The following is a 13,020-nucleotide window of genomic DNA, read 5'->3' as shown; positions in this document are numbered from 1 at the left end:
TCAACCAAATGTAATGTCCAAATTTTGCCGAAAAAGAAAACAGGCGCTGCAAAACTCCCTTCTTTGCAGCGCCTGTTTTTGTGTTCCCTTTACCTGCGATTGACAAAAACCGATTTTTCAGTGTATATTAAAGTTTAGCAAATCACAGTGATAAAGATAATGAAAGATGGTAAGCTTGCCACTATAAAATACAGCTGTGAAGGTGTTAAATTCTTGTGGGAAAATGAGGTAAACGCATATGGAAAATCTGATGTTTAGTCTGAATGCGACCATGCCGGTCTTTTTGCTTATGGTACTTGGCATGGTGTTTCGGAGAACAGGAATCTTAAGAGAAAATATGATCGACGGACTCAACCAGTTTGTGTTTAAGGTGGCGTTGCCGGTGCTGCTTTTCGGAGATCTTGCAAAGCAGGATTTTGCAAGTGCCTGGGATGGGAAATTTGTAGCGTTCTGTTTCTCGGCTACTATTTTAAGTATCTTGATCGCAACACTGCTTTCCCTGACATTGAAGGACAAATCCCTGCGTGGCGAGTTTATTCAGGGCACATACCGCAGCAGCGCGGCAATTCTGGGCATTGCATTTATTACTAATATCTATGGGAATTCGGGCATGGCGCCACTCATGATCATCGGAAGTGTGCCGCTTTATAACATTATGGCAGTTGTTGTGCTCTCCTTTACAAAACCAGGACAGGATGGTATGAGTCCGGCACTGGTGAAAAAAACGCTGAAGGGGATCGTGACGAATCCGATCATTCTGGGTATCGTATTTGGTGCGCTGTGGTCAGTCCTTCATCTTCCTACACCAGCTATTTTTACGAAAACCGTATCGAACCTTGGAGGCATGGCAACCCCGCTTGGGTTAATGGCAATGGGTGCTGCCTTTAACTGGAAAGAGGCAAAAAACGGTATGGGACCGGCATTTCTGGCAAGTTTTATGAAGCTGTTTGGCTTGTGCACCATCTTTCTTCCGCTGGCCGTGCTTCTGGGCTTCCGGGAGGCGAAACTGATTGCGATTCTTGTCATGCTTGGTTCTAGCACAACGGTCAGCTGTTACGTTATGGCCCGCAATATGGGACATGCCGGAGTACTGACCTCCAGCATCGTGGCACTGACAACCTGTGCGAGCGCATTTTCATTGACCTTCTGGTTGTATGTGACAAGGACACTGGGGTTGATCTAGTCTGCAAAATCAAGTTGTAAAAATGCCTTTCCGCCATTCTGCTATGGTGGTGTCAAAAAGAAAGCGATTCGAAAAACTTTTCGTGTAAAGGAGATAAAACTATGGATAAAAAGGTGTTCAAAAAGGGGGAAGTGATCTTTTCCAAGGGCAGACCATCGGACTGCATGTACGGCACTCCGAAAGATTTTGATGACTATTTTAAGACAAAGCCGGCTAAGGTCATGCTGATCCTGCGGAATATGAGCTCCCGTCTGCGTGAGCAGACAGAAGAAGGCTGGAAATTGAGATTTACTTCAACACCACCGGGATTTGATGACTGGTGCCGGGAAGTTATGGTCCCTGTTCATGGATAGGGATTTCCTGAACGGAAAATTCCAATATGACATAGTTTTGGTAGCTGATTTGGAATGTAAACAATCAAAAAAGGAGCTTTGCACTGAGACTTATTCATCAGTGCGAAGCTCCTTTTTTTCATGGAACTGAGTTCCTGGGAAATCAAAATTGTTCCGCAGGATGCACAATTTTGGTCATGTCTGAAATGGAATTACTTAGATTTTACTTCCTTCCATGCTTCGTTGTAGATCTCGTCCACATCGTCGCCAAGGTACTTCAGAACCTCTGCATTCTTGATGGAGTCGATGTCCGGGAAGATTGCCTTGTTGTTCTGCATATCTTCGTCTAACAGCTCGAATGCGCCCTTGTTCGGGGTGGAGTAGGTGATGTACTCAAAGTTCTTCTTTGCGATGTCCGGTCTGCACAGGAAGTTGATCCACTTCTCTGCGTTTTCCTTGTTCTTTGCATTTTTCGGGATGACCCAGCAGTCGATGAAGAGGTCGGTGCCTTCTTCCGGGATCACGTACTGGAGATTGTCGGTGCCGTCCTCGCCCTGGATGTAAAGCATCTCACCGGAGTAGATGATGCCGACTGCAGCCTCGCCGCCGATCATCTTATCTCTTACCTGGTCTACAACGTAAGCCTGTACCAGCGGCTTCTGGTCGATCAGGTCCTGCTTTGCCTTGTTGATCTCATCCGGATTGGTGCTGTTTAAGGAGTAGCCGTTTTTCTTTAAGCCGGTCATGAAGGCACTGCGGATGCTGTCCTGCATGAGGATTTCACCGCTTAAGCGCTCATCCCACAGGTCGGACCATTTGGTCGGCGGCTCTACGCCAAGTTCCTGCAGGCGCTCTTTGTTGTAGAGGATGCCGATGGTGCCCCAGGTATACGGAACTGCGTATTTGTTTTCCGGGTCGAAGGATTTGGAAAGCTCCATGTAAAGCGGATCGATCTGGTCGATGTTCGGCACGTTGTCGAAGTTGATCTCGGCTAAGAGGTCATGCTCGCGCATCTTCTGGATCATGAAATCGGATGGGCATACCGCATCGTAAGCAATGCCGCCGGCTTCGATGACCGGATACATCTCCTCGTTGGTCTCGAATAAATCGTAGACAACCTTAATGCCGGTTTCTTCCTCGAATTCATCAATGACACTCTCGTCAATGTACTCGCCCCAGTTGTAAACGTAGAGCTCACCGGCATCGCCGGAGCCAGAGCCCTCAGCCGGAGCAGTGCCGGAAGCGGAAGCTCCGCAGCCGGTTACAGTAAGTGCCGCTGCGGATAAAGCCGCAGCAGATGCGATCCATCTTTTTTTCATTTTCTCAATCTCCTCTGTCTTTTATTTTTAGTTGGATTTTATTTCTTTCCACAGTTCGTTGTAGATATTGTCGGTCTCATCGCCGAGATACTCGTAAACCTCAGAATTGTTCAGGGAATCGATATCCGGGAAGACTGCCTTGTTGTTCTGCAGGTCTTCGTCTAACAGCTCGAACGCGCCCTTGTTCGGGGTCGGGTAGGTGATGTACTCAAAGTTTGCTTTTGCAATCTCCGGACGGCATAAGAAATCGATCCATTTCTCTGCGTTTTCTTTGTTCTTCGCGTTTTTCGGAATGACCCAGGAATCCAGCCACAGGTTGGTTCCCTCTTCCGGAATGACATATTCCAGTTCGTAATCCAGTCCCAGGTTTGCAACCTCGTCCTGGATGTAGAGCATCTCGCCGGAGTAAATGACACCGACTGCAGCCTCACCGCCGATCATCTTGTCTCTTACCTGGTCGATGACGTAAGCCTGAACGAGCGGTTTCTGGTCTACCAGATCCTGCTTCGCCTGCTGGAGCTCGTCCTCATTTGCACTGTTCATGGAGTAGCCATCTTTCTTTAAGGCAACCATGAAGGCGTCGCGGACACTGTCCTGCATGAGGATCTCGCCGCTTAAGCGCTCATCCCACAGATCTGCCCATTTGGTCGGAGCCGGTACGCCGAGCTCGTCTAACAGCTTGGTATTGTAAAGGATGCCTACGGTTCCCCAGCAGTAAGGAACGGAGTATTTGTTCTCCGGGTCAAAGGACTTGGACATTTCCATGTAAGCCGGGTCAATCTGGTCGATGTTCGGCACATTGTCGAAGTTGATCTCAGCAAGCAGGTCGTTCTCACGCATTTTCTGGATCATGTAATCGGACGGGCAGACAACATCATAGTTGACGCCGCCGGCCTCGATGACCGGGTACATCTCCTCGTTGGTCTCGAACATATCGTAAATAACCTTGATGCCGGTCTCATCCTCGAACTGGGAAATGACATCCTCGTCAATGTACTCGCCCCAGTTGTAAACATAAAGCTCGCCTGCGTCAGAACTGCCGGAATTGGCAGCAGAAGTGGAACCTCCTGCAGATCCGGATGCACCGCAGCCGGAAAGAAGAGTGGAAGCGGCAGTCAGACCTGCCATGGAAATTGCAAATACTCTTTTTTTCATAGTCATCTCCTCTTAGTGGTGTGGTTGTGTGCTGTCTATTTGACATTTCGCAGAGCAGCAAATGGTGTTTGGTGAATCAAAAAAGGTCAGACATCCTGCCTGTTTTGTTTGGTAAATCAAAACGTGTCAGGCTTCCTGCTTTTTCTTCGGTGCAAAATTGCTGATGAGCAGCAGTGCCAGTACCACCGCAAAGATCACGGTGGAGAGCGCGTACATAGACGGCTTGATGCCGCGGCGAACTTCGCTGTAGATCAGGGTGGACAGGGTGTTGATGCCTGCGCCTCTGGTAAAGTGGGTGATGATAAAATCATCCAGAGACATGGTGAAGGCCAGCAAAAAGCCGGACAGCACACCCGGTAAGATATCCGGGAACACGACTTTGAAGAAAGCGCGGATCGGGCTTGCGCCGAGGTCCAGGGCCGCTTCATAGGTGTAGCGGTTGGTCTGCTTGAGCTTTGGCATGACGCTTAGGATCACGTACGGGATATTAAAGGTGATGTGCGCGATCAGCACGGTCTTAAAGCCAAGGGAAATACCGAAAGCAAGGAAAGCCAGCATCAGGGAGATACCGGTTACGATATCGGCATTCAGCATCGGAATGTTGGTGATCCCCATGACGATGGTCTGGGGAATCTGTTTCATGCTGTTGATCGCGATGGATGCCGCGGTGCCGATGATGGTGGCGATCAGCGCGGACAAGAATGCGATCAGCAAAGTATTCTGCAGGGCAGCCATGATGTTGCGGCTTGCAAACATCTGGGTGTACCACTGCAGGGTGAACCCGCCCCACTGGGTACGGGATTTGGAACTGTTAAAGGATAATACCACCATGGTGGCAATCGGCGCGTACAAAAACACCATGATGATCACCAGGTAGAAGTCCTGCAGGATACGCCGGAAATTCTGTCGGATCTTACTCATTAGAATGTACTCCCTTCGCCGTTTTTATCGTATTTTGCGATCAGCGCCATGCTGATCAGAATGAAGACCATAAGGACCAGGGAGAGACCGGAGCCTAAGTTCCAGTTGCTGCCCTTGGTGAATTCCTGCTCGATGACATTACCGATCAGGAGGATCTTGCTGCCGCCCAGTAAGTTGGAAATTACGAAAGTGGTCAGGGACGGTACGAACACCATGGTAATGCCGCTGATGATGCCCGGCACGCTAAGCGGAAGCCATACCCACAGAAGTGTCTGGGTAAAGCTTGCGCCAAGGTCTCTTGCCGCGTTGATAGTGTTATCATCGATCTTGCAAAGCACGTTGTAGATCGGAAGGACCATAAACGGCAGGAAGTTATAAACCATACCAAGCACGATCGCGCCCGGGGTATTGATCAGGTTCTGGTTTGGCAGGTGCAGGGCACTTAAGATGCCGTTGATCACACCGCTCTTTTCCAGAAGAGTCTGCCATGCCAGGGTGCGCAGCAGAAAGTTCATCCACATCGGAAGAATGAAGATGAAGACGATAAAGCTTCCCTGGCCGATGCCACGGTTACGCAGGATCATGGCAAGCGGGTAAGCAAGTACGAGGCAGATCACCGTGCTCACCAGGGAAAGTCCCAGGGAGAGCCACAGGGCCTTCACATGCTCCGGGGTGGAGATGGAAAGCACATTGGTAAGGGTGAATGCTCCAGATTTATCGGTCAATCCGTAATACACGATAAGGATCAGCGGAATGACGATGAAACCAACCATCCAGACCAGATACGGTCCGGCTAACCATTTCTTATTCATTGACTCCTACGGCCTCCTCATCCTCTGATGCAGGTTTGTTCATGATCTGGATGTCAAACGGGTCCACCTTGATGCCGACCTGTTTGCCGACCGGGCACATATCGGTGCTGTGTACCAGCCACTCGAAGCCGTCCGGGGTGGTGACTTCCATTTCATAATGAACACCCTTGAAGATCAAGTGGGTGCAGGTGCCGACCAGCGTGCCCTCGGACGGGTCTACCAGGTCGATATCCTCCGGGCGGATGACAACATCGACCGGAGTGTTGTTGCCGAAGCCTTTATCCACGCAGGCAAATTTGGCACCGAAGATCTCAACCAGCTCGTCGCGAATCATAATGCCCGGGACAATGTTGCTTTCGCCGATGAAGTCTGCCACGAATGCGTTCTCCGGCTCGTTGTAGATCTGCTCCGGGGTACCCATCTGCTGGATGTAGCCCTGGTTCATGACAACGATGGTGTCGGACATGGTCAGCGCTTCTTCCTGGTCGTGGGTAACGTAGATGAAGGTGATGCCGAGCTCATTCTTTAAGCGGATCAGCTCATACTGCATGTCCTGGCGCAGCTTTAAGTCCAGGGCACCTAACGGCTCGTCTAAAAGCAGAAGACGCGGCTCGTTTACGATGGCGCGGGCAATGGCGATACGTTGCTGCTGGCCGCCGCTTAAGGAGTCTACGGTACGCTTCTCATAGCCGTCTAAGTTTACCAGCTTTAACGCGTACTTGATCTTGTCATCGATGTAGGCTTTGGATTTGCCTTTGATCTTTAAGCCGAATGCGATATTTTCCGCGATGTTCATGTGGGTGAACAGGGCGTATTTCTGGAATACGGTATTTAACTGGCGCTTATTCGGCGGAAGTTTGCTGATATCGGTTCCGTCGAAAATGACCTTTCCGGTGTCGGCCGTCTCAAATCCGCCGATGATGCGCAGGGTTGTGGTTTTGCCGCAGCCGCTGGGACCCAGTAATGTTACGAAAGAATTTTCCTTAACGGAAAGATTGAGGTCGTCTAAGACCATGGTGTTGTCAAAGCTTTTTGAAATGTTGACTAAGTCAATCAGGGGCTGAGCCATCGCATTATTCCTCCTAAAGTATGGTTACATTTGTTTTCATTTACATGTGATATTCAATCTCTGGGCTGACTGCATATGCAGCTGCCCTCTCAAAAGCGGGCTACCGGCCTTTGCGATGTTCGCTCCGGTCAGCTTTAGAAGCTTGGCGGCGTGCTGACCCAGATCAGCGATGCGCCGTGACGGCTCGTAAGGTAATGCTTTTTGTCCGGGGTAAAGTAAAAGGACTCGCCCTTCTTCGCCCGGTAGGTCTTGCTTCCGATGTGGATGTTGATGCTTCCCTGCAGTACATATCCGAATTCCTCACCCTCATGTGGGTTGTCCGGGTAGGTGGAGCCGCCGGCCTCTAAGGTAATGAGAATCGGTTCCATCATGTTTTTCTGTGCGTTCGGGATGATCCAGCGGATCTCATTTTTTAATTCCGCATCGTATTTTTCAAAATAATCTGCTTTTCCGAATACGACCTGCTCTTCCGGAGTTTCATTAAAAAACTCACCAAGCGTCGTGCCGAGGCACTGTAAGATGTCGGTGAGTGTTGCAATGGAAGGAGAGGTTAAATTTCGTTCCAGCTGGGAGATGAAGCCCTTGGAAAGCTCTGCCCGGTCTGCCAGTTCTTCCTGGGTCAGACCCTTTAGCGTCCGTATCTCCTTTAATTTTGATCCGATATCCATAACAGTCCTCCATGATAATACTATCCGAAAAGTTTAGAAATATTAAATGAATGTAAAATGCACTTTAAAGTTTAGCTTTAGTAAACACAAAGCAAGATTCATTATACTGGAAAATATCTGTATGTCAATAGATTCAGAATAGATTTTTTTGAGAATGTGTGGTATGCTGTTTACGATTGGAACGTTTGCGCATTTTATGCGCAGACCGGGTTAAAAAACGCAGAAACTTGAAGGCGTGACAGGAGGAAGAGCAATGGCTTTTGAAGGAAAGTATATGGCATATGTCGGTTCCTATTCGTACAACGGCAAAGCCAAGGGAATCACGGTTTACGATGTAGACGTGGAAAAAGGAACATTTACAGAGCGCTGCGAGGTGGAAGTGGACAATTCCTCCTATGTAACAGCATCCAATGATAATAAAACCCTGTATTCTGTTGCGGATGAGGGTGTTGTGGCATTCCGTATTCTGGAAACGGAAGTCTTTCCCGCTTAAACAGCGCAAAGACCAAAGGCATGAGAGCCTGCCACCTGTCCATGGATAAGGAAGACCGGTATGTATTCGTGTCTGGTTTCCATGATGGCAAGGCAACGGTACTGCGCCTGCGCAAGGATGGCGGTGTCGGTGAGATCGTGGACGGTGTGTTCCATAAGGGACTGGGCAGCGTAGCAGAGCGTAATTTTCGCCCGCATGTAACCTGCTGCAGACGTACTCCGGATAACAAATTTGTCATGATCGTAGATTCCGGTCTGGACCAGGTAAAGATCTACCGCTTCAGCGAGAAGGACGAGCATCTGGTTCAGGTAGACACCATCCCGTGTGAGATGGAATCTGCACCGAGAAACCTGCGCTTCAGCTCTGATGGCAAATTCTTCTATTTAATGTATGAGCAGAAGAATGTCATTGACGTATTTACCTACGAGACCGGAGACCGTGTCCCGAATGTGGAGAAGATCCAGACGATTTCTACCATGGGAGAAAAGCACAGCTCTTTGGCAGCAGCCTGCTCGTTACGCTTCTCCCCGGATGAGAAGCATATGTTCTGCAGCAATGCAGGCGACGAGAGTGTGGCCATGTACAGCAGAGATAAGAAGACCGGTCTTCTGACCCTGATGTGCTGTCTGCCGATCAGCGGAGAATATCCAAAGGATATCGCAGTCTTCCCGGATGATAAGCACATTGCGGCAATCAACCATGAAAGCAATACCATCACATTTTTCAAGATCGATTACGAGAAAAAACTGCTGATCATGAGCTCCAATGCGATCAAGTGCAACGAGCCGAACAGCTGCATCATTGTGAAAGTGGACGACTGATTAAGACGAAAAATCTGGCAGCACTGTGCAAGGCCGTCAGGCGTTTATACCTTTGTGTGAAAGAAAAATGGGAAAACAGCGGAGGAAACTATGGCAGGATCAACCTATGGAACCATCTTCCGTATCATGACATGGGGAGAGTCCCACGGCAAAGGCGTCGGTGTCACCATCGACGGCTGCCCGGCGGGACTTCCGCTTTGTGAGGAAGATGTACAGACTTATTTAAATAGGAGAAAACCGGGGCAGAGCAAATTTGCCACCGCAAGAAACGAAGGAGACCAGGTCGAGATCCTTTCCGGTGTGTTTGAGGGAAAGACGACCGGAACCCCGATCGCCATGATGGTGCGCAATACCGACCAGCGTTCCAAAGATTATAGTGCGATCATGGATGTGTACCGCCCGGGACATGCGGATTACTGCTTTGAGCAGAAGTATGGCTTCCGTGATTACCGGGGCGGCGGACGCTCTTCCGCGCGTGAGACCATTGCCCGGGTAGCAGCCGGGGCAGTTGCCTGCAAGTTGCTGGCACATTATGGCATTACGGTCACCGCTTATGTGAAAAGCATCGGCGAGTTTGAGATCGATCCGAAGCGCTTTGATCTTTCTGAGCGCGATAACAACAGCCTGAACATGCCGGATAAGGTGGCAGCAGAGGAAACTGCAGAATTTTTAGAGCGCATGATCGCTGCACAGGATTCCGTGGGCGGCGTGGTAGAATGTCTGGTAGATGGCATGCCGGTTGGTGTTGGCGAGCCGGTATTCGATAAGCTGGATGCAAGCCTGGCGAGGGCAATCATGTCCATCGGCGCCGTAAAAGGATTCGAGATTGGGGATGGCTTTGCAGCAGCAAAAGCGCTTGGATCCCAGAATAACGATGAGTTTTATGTCGATGCGTATGGTAAGGTTGTGAAAAAGACCAACCATGCAGGCGGTATTTTAGGCGGCATGAGCGATGGAAGCCAGATCGTGCTGCGTGCGGCTTTCAAACCGACTCCGTCAATCGCGCAGCCACAGAAAACAGCGAACAACCATGGCGAGAATGTAGAGATCGCCATCAAGGGACGCCATGATCCGGTGGTGGTGCCGAGAGCGGTTGTGGTAGTAGAGGCTATGACGGCGCTGACGATCCTTGATCTGTTATTAATGGGAAAGAATGCAAAATTAGATTAAGGTAGAGCGGAAAGCTGGAACGAGGAGAACAAAGAAAGGCAGGAAAGAGGAAAATTATGAAGAAGATTGCAATGGGAAATGATCACTCCGCAGTGGAAATGAAGGAAGCCATCAAGGCATATGTAGAGCAGAAGGGTTACGAGGTCATCGACTTCGGAACCAACTCCAGCGAAAGCTGCGATTACCCGGTATACGGCGAGAAGGTTGGACGCGCGGTAGCATCCGGTGAGGCGGATTACGGCATCGCAATCTGCGGAACCGGTATCGGTATCGGTCTGGCAGCAGGCAAGGTAAAAGGCGTTCTGGTCTGCACCTGCAGCGAGCCGTACAGCGCGAGAATGTCCCGCAGACACAACAATACCAACGTCCTGACCTTCGGTGCCCGCGTAGTGGGTGTCGAGATGGCGAAGATGATCGTAGATGAGTGGTTGGACAACGAATATGAGGGTGGACGCCACCAGAGAAGAGTCGACATGATCTTCGATATTGAGAATAAATAACAATTTGATTCACTTTAATAGGGCCGTGTGAGTTGCCTTTCGGCAACTCACACGGCTCTTATCATATACTTATATTGTTATTCCTTATTGCCCAGTTTGGCCTGCTTTTCGCAGTGAGTGTCTTGGTGTGCTGCACGGCCAGCTCGATGAAATACCTCCCTGCTTTCCTGGGCGGTTGCTCTTTGTGGTAGATCATACAGCTTTCCCAGGAGGGGTTATCCTCTAGGCGAAACCAGCAGAGGTTCGGGTAGAGTTTTGCCTGGGATTCTGGCAGAATGGTCAGGCAGATTCCTCTGGATACCATCAGTGCAATGACATGGTTGGTGCGGGCTTCAAACATGATATTCGGAACAAATCCGGCACGCTCAAAGCAGGGATCGATCACCTGACGGAAGGTGGAACCGGCAAACATCAGCGAAAAAGGCTCCTGCCTGCAGAGTGTTAAGTCAATCTCCGGGTAGTCGCCATCGGAAGTTGGCTGGTAAAAACGGGTCAGTGGATGGCCGGTTGGAACGCCGAGAAGAAAACGCTCGTTGGCTAAATGGATATATTCCAAATTCTCTATGTCATGGTTTTTAACCATGACCATGCCGATATCAAGCTTGCTTTCTGCAAGCAGCTTGTACTGGTCTGCGACGATATGGTCCTCAAGCTTTAGTTCTATCTGGGGATATTTTGCGTGGAATTCCGGGAAGATCTCGCAGAAGAGCTCGATTCCCTGCTCCATGGCCAGGTTGACCCGGATTTCGCCTACATTTCCGTCCATGACATCGCTGATCATGGCATGCATCTGTTTTTCACGGTTTAAGGTTTCCTGGGCGTAGCGCAGGAAGATCACCCCGGCTTCGGTCGTGGCAAGATGGTGGGTGTCCCGCTCAAAAAGCGGGATGCCCATTTCTTTTTCTATACGGATCAGCTGCTGGTTTAAGCCGGACTGGGAGATAAAAAGCTTATCTGCAGCCTTGGAAATGCTGCCGCATTCTGCAATGGTCAGAATGTATTTTAGCTGTCTTGTATCCATTGTAAGTTTCCCCTTTTATGTGTGTTGTTTTAGCCGGATCTTGTCTTCCGGCAGCAGAAGCTGTCGGAGGTGGATCTCTTTTGTTATTTTTGTGACTATTATACAAAAATCAGGCAGTTTTGTAAACCTAGAAAGAAGTTGAACTTCTAGCAATCATGGATTACTATAAGTTCAACTTTTATCCGTTTCATGCTAACATAAGGGCATACAAAACAAAGGAGGAGTTACAAAATGTTTGGTGTTTTAGGGTTGATCGTTGCAATCGTATGTGTCATTGCACTGATCTGGAAAAACTGGCACATGGCTATCGTATCACTGGCTGGTGCCCTGATCGTTATTGCATTCAATGCAATGGATCCTGTAACTACATTGTCTGAGAAATTTATGACCGGAATGTCCGGATTTGCCGGAAACTGGTTCCTGCTGTTTATGCTGGGTGCTATTTTCGGAAAAGTCATGGGTGACAGTGGTGCATCCGTTGGTATTGCAAACAAGATGCTCAAGCTTCTTGGCGAGAAGTCAGTAGTGCTTGTTGTTATGCTGACCGGCCTGGTTCTTTCCTATGGCGGAATCGGAACCTTCATCATCGCATTCTCCCTGTATCCGATCGCAGTAGCACTGTTCCAGAAGGCAGATATCCCGAAGAAGCTGATCGTTGCTACCATCATGGTATGCCCGGTTACTGTATGTATGGCAATGCTTCCGGGTTCCCCGTCTACCCAGAACCTGATTCCGACCCAGTATTTCGGAACCACTGCTTATGCAGGTGCTTCTATCGGTCTGATCTGTTCCGTGATCATGTTTGTGTCTGCTTACCTTTTCTTAAACTGGCAGATCAAAAAAGCAAAAGCAGCCGGTGAGCACTTCGTAGCAAGCCCGGGTGAGGATATCATGGATTTAAATGCAGTAGATGAAGGAAAGACACCTTCCATCGGCGCATGTTTCGCTCCGATCGTAGTGCTTCTGGTCCTGATGTTTGGTATCCAGTCTCTGACCAGCATCCCGTCTTCCTATGCAGTTGCAATTGCTATGACCTGCGCAATTATCGTAGGTTGCGTTCTGTACAGAGACCGTCTGAATGTGAAAGAGGCTGTTTCCAACGGTGCAGGCGGCGGCTTAAGCTCCCTGATCGCTACTTCTTCCATCATGGGCTTTGGTTCTGTAGTATCTGCTTCCCCGGCTTATGAGAGCATTACCACAGCTCTGGTAAACATGGATGCAAACCCGCTGATCACAGCACTGATCTCTATCAACGTGATCGCAGCGATCACCGGTTCTTCCGCAGGCGGACTGAACATCTTCTTAAGTTCCATGGGAGAATACCTGGCAGCATCCGGACTGAATATGGCTATGCTCCACCGTGTTGTATGTATCGCATCTTCTGGTTTCGATGCAATGCCACACGCATCCGGTATGGTTGTCTGCAACCAGATTGCTAAGACCTCCCAGAAGGATACCTACAAATATGTATTCATTACCTGTGCAATCATGCCGTTCTGCTGTGCAATTCTGGCATGCATCATCGGTACTTTAGGTATTGTGTAAGCACAAACTGA

The 13,020-nt window shown here is 49.4% G+C and carries 14 protein-coding genes; 7 read left to right on the top strand and 7 right to left on the bottom strand.

What is annotated here, in order from left to right; translation table 11 throughout:
- Positions 1-238: 238 nt before the first annotated feature.
- Together DXA97_RS08575 and DXA97_RS08570 are read left to right on the top strand one after the other, a co-directional pair.
- On the top strand, positions 239-1,183 hold the full coding sequence (locus DXA97_RS08575; RefSeq protein ID WP_118719521.1) for an AEC family transporter: 945 nt from the start codon (positions 239-241) through the stop codon (positions 1,181-1,183).
- A 101-nt stretch (positions 1,184-1,284) separates the two neighbouring features.
- A complete protein-coding gene (locus DXA97_RS08570) occupies positions 1,285-1,536 on the top strand; it encodes a hypothetical protein (RefSeq protein ID WP_118719519.1) in 252 nt (83 codons plus the stop codon).
- A gap of 191 nt (positions 1,537-1,727) precedes the next feature.
- Here the strand turns inward: DXA97_RS08570 and DXA97_RS08565 are convergent, their stop codons facing one another.
- From DXA97_RS08565 to DXA97_RS08540, 6 genes are all read right to left on the bottom strand, one after another.
- Entirely contained in the window at positions 1,728-2,834 is a 1,107-nt protein-coding gene (locus DXA97_RS08565) for an ABC transporter substrate-binding protein (protein WP_118706335.1), read from the bottom strand.
- Positions 2,835-2,861: 27 nt separating this feature from the next.
- The gene (locus DXA97_RS08560; RefSeq protein WP_118719517.1) at positions 2,862-3,989 is read right to left on the bottom strand and encodes an ABC transporter substrate-binding protein; all 1,128 of its coding nucleotides are present in this window, start codon (positions 3,987-3,989) and stop codon (positions 2,862-2,864) included.
- A gap of 126 nt (positions 3,990-4,115) precedes the next feature.
- A complete protein-coding gene (locus tag DXA97_RS08555; RefSeq protein WP_118719515.1) occupies positions 4,116-4,910 on the bottom strand; it encodes an ABC transporter permease in 795 nt (264 codons plus the stop codon).
- Complete coding sequence (locus tag DXA97_RS08550) at positions 4,910-5,722, bottom strand: ABC transporter permease (protein WP_118719513.1); 813 nt, start codon at positions 5,720-5,722, stop codon at positions 4,910-4,912. Before DXA97_RS08550 ends, DXA97_RS08555 begins: the two co-directional genes overlap by 1 nt.
- Positions 5,715-6,791, bottom strand: coding sequence for an ABC transporter ATP-binding protein (locus DXA97_RS08545; RefSeq protein WP_118540344.1), 1,077 nt, complete (start codon positions 6,789-6,791; stop codon positions 5,715-5,717). The genes DXA97_RS08550 and DXA97_RS08545 overlap by 8 nt, the downstream gene beginning before the upstream one ends.
- Positions 6,792-6,925: 134 nt before the next feature.
- On the bottom strand, positions 6,926-7,459 hold the full coding sequence (locus DXA97_RS08540) for a cupin domain-containing protein (protein WP_118540343.1): 534 nt from the start codon (positions 7,457-7,459) through the stop codon (positions 6,926-6,928).
- 253 nt (positions 7,460-7,712) lie between these two features.
- On the opposite strand from DXA97_RS08540, the gene DXA97_RS22055 reads away from it, so the two are divergent.
- The 4 genes from DXA97_RS22055 to rpiB all read left to right on the top strand — a co-directional run bounded on the left by DXA97_RS22055 (position 7,713) and on the right by rpiB (position 10,443).
- Positions 7,713-7,952, top strand: coding sequence for a beta-propeller fold lactonase family protein (locus DXA97_RS22055; protein ID WP_347561519.1), 240 nt, complete (start codon positions 7,713-7,715; stop codon positions 7,950-7,952).
- Positions 7,953-7,972: 20 nt separating this feature from the next.
- On the top strand, positions 7,973-8,773 hold the full coding sequence (locus DXA97_RS08535) for a beta-propeller fold lactonase family protein (protein WP_347561518.1): 801 nt from the start codon (positions 7,973-7,975) through the stop codon (positions 8,771-8,773).
- A 90-nt stretch (positions 8,774-8,863) separates the two neighbouring features.
- The gene (gene aroC, locus DXA97_RS08530; RefSeq protein ID WP_118706337.1) at positions 8,864-9,943 is read left to right on the top strand and encodes a chorismate synthase; all 1,080 of its coding nucleotides are present in this window, start codon (positions 8,864-8,866) and stop codon (positions 9,941-9,943) included.
- 56 nt (positions 9,944-9,999) lie between these two features.
- The gene (rpiB, locus tag DXA97_RS08525) at positions 10,000-10,443 is read left to right on the top strand and encodes a ribose 5-phosphate isomerase B (protein WP_118706339.1); all 444 of its coding nucleotides are present in this window, start codon (positions 10,000-10,002) and stop codon (positions 10,441-10,443) included.
- Between the two features lie 61 nt (positions 10,444-10,504).
- On the opposite strand, the gene DXA97_RS08520 is transcribed toward rpiB, so the two are convergent.
- On the bottom strand, positions 10,505-11,464 hold the full coding sequence (locus tag DXA97_RS08520; RefSeq protein WP_118719511.1) for a LysR family transcriptional regulator: 960 nt from the start codon (positions 11,462-11,464) through the stop codon (positions 10,505-10,507).
- A 231-nt stretch (positions 11,465-11,695) separates the two neighbouring features.
- Between DXA97_RS08520 and DXA97_RS08515 the strand changes: the two genes are divergently transcribed.
- Positions 11,696-13,009, top strand: a complete 1,314-nt coding sequence (locus tag DXA97_RS08515; protein WP_118540338.1) for an SLC13 family permease — start codon at positions 11,696-11,698, stop codon at positions 13,007-13,009.
- The last annotated feature ends 11 nt before the right edge of the window (positions 13,010-13,020 follow it).

The sequence above is a fragment of the Clostridium sp. OF09-36 genome, from assembly GCF_003481985.1.
Lineage (GTDB): Bacteria > Bacillota > Clostridia > Lachnospirales > Lachnospiraceae > Brotaphodocola.
Note: the sequence above shows the minus strand (reverse complement) of the source record. Positions and strands in the feature narration are given on the sequence as shown.

What these genes read in the sequence shown, in the direction of transcription:
- DXA97_RS08570 (WP_118719519.1), top strand. Translation starts at nt 1,285, where the DNA reads ATGGATAAAAAGGTGTTCAAAAAGGGGGAAGTGATCTTTTCCAAGGGC.
- DXA97_RS08555 (WP_118719515.1), bottom strand. Translation starts at nt 4,910, where the DNA reads ATGAGTAAGATCCGACAGAATTTCCGGCGTATCCTGCAGGACTTCTAC.
- DXA97_RS08575 (WP_118719521.1), top strand. Translation starts at nt 239, where the DNA reads ATGGAAAATCTGATGTTTAGTCTGAATGCGACCATGCCGGTCTTTTTG.
- DXA97_RS22055 (WP_347561519.1), top strand. Translation starts at nt 7,713, where the DNA reads ATGGCTTTTGAAGGAAAGTATATGGCATATGTCGGTTCCTATTCGTAC.
- DXA97_RS08535 (WP_347561518.1), top strand. Translation starts at nt 7,973, where the DNA reads ATGAGAGCCTGCCACCTGTCCATGGATAAGGAAGACCGGTATGTATTC.
- DXA97_RS08545 (WP_118540344.1), bottom strand. Translation starts at nt 6,791, where the DNA reads ATGGCTCAGCCCCTGATTGACTTAGTCAACATTTCAAAAAGCTTTGAC.
- DXA97_RS08560 (WP_118719517.1), bottom strand. Translation starts at nt 3,989, where the DNA reads ATGAAAAAAAGAGTATTTGCAATTTCCATGGCAGGTCTGACTGCCGCT.
- DXA97_RS08565 (WP_118706335.1), bottom strand. Translation starts at nt 2,834, where the DNA reads ATGAAAAAAAGATGGATCGCATCTGCTGCGGCTTTATCCGCAGCGGCA.
- DXA97_RS08515 (WP_118540338.1), top strand. Translation starts at nt 11,696, where the DNA reads ATGTTTGGTGTTTTAGGGTTGATCGTTGCAATCGTATGTGTCATTGCA.
- aroC (WP_118706337.1), top strand. Translation starts at nt 8,864, where the DNA reads ATGGCAGGATCAACCTATGGAACCATCTTCCGTATCATGACATGGGGA.
- DXA97_RS08550 (WP_118719513.1), bottom strand. Translation starts at nt 5,722, where the DNA reads ATGAATAAGAAATGGTTAGCCGGACCGTATCTGGTCTGGATGGTTGGT.
- DXA97_RS08540 (WP_118540343.1), bottom strand. Translation starts at nt 7,459, where the DNA reads ATGGATATCGGATCAAAATTAAAGGAGATACGGACGCTAAAGGGTCTG.
- DXA97_RS08520 (WP_118719511.1), bottom strand. Translation starts at nt 11,464, where the DNA reads ATGGATACAAGACAGCTAAAATACATTCTGACCATTGCAGAATGCGGC.
- rpiB (WP_118706339.1), top strand. Translation starts at nt 10,000, where the DNA reads ATGAAGAAGATTGCAATGGGAAATGATCACTCCGCAGTGGAAATGAAG.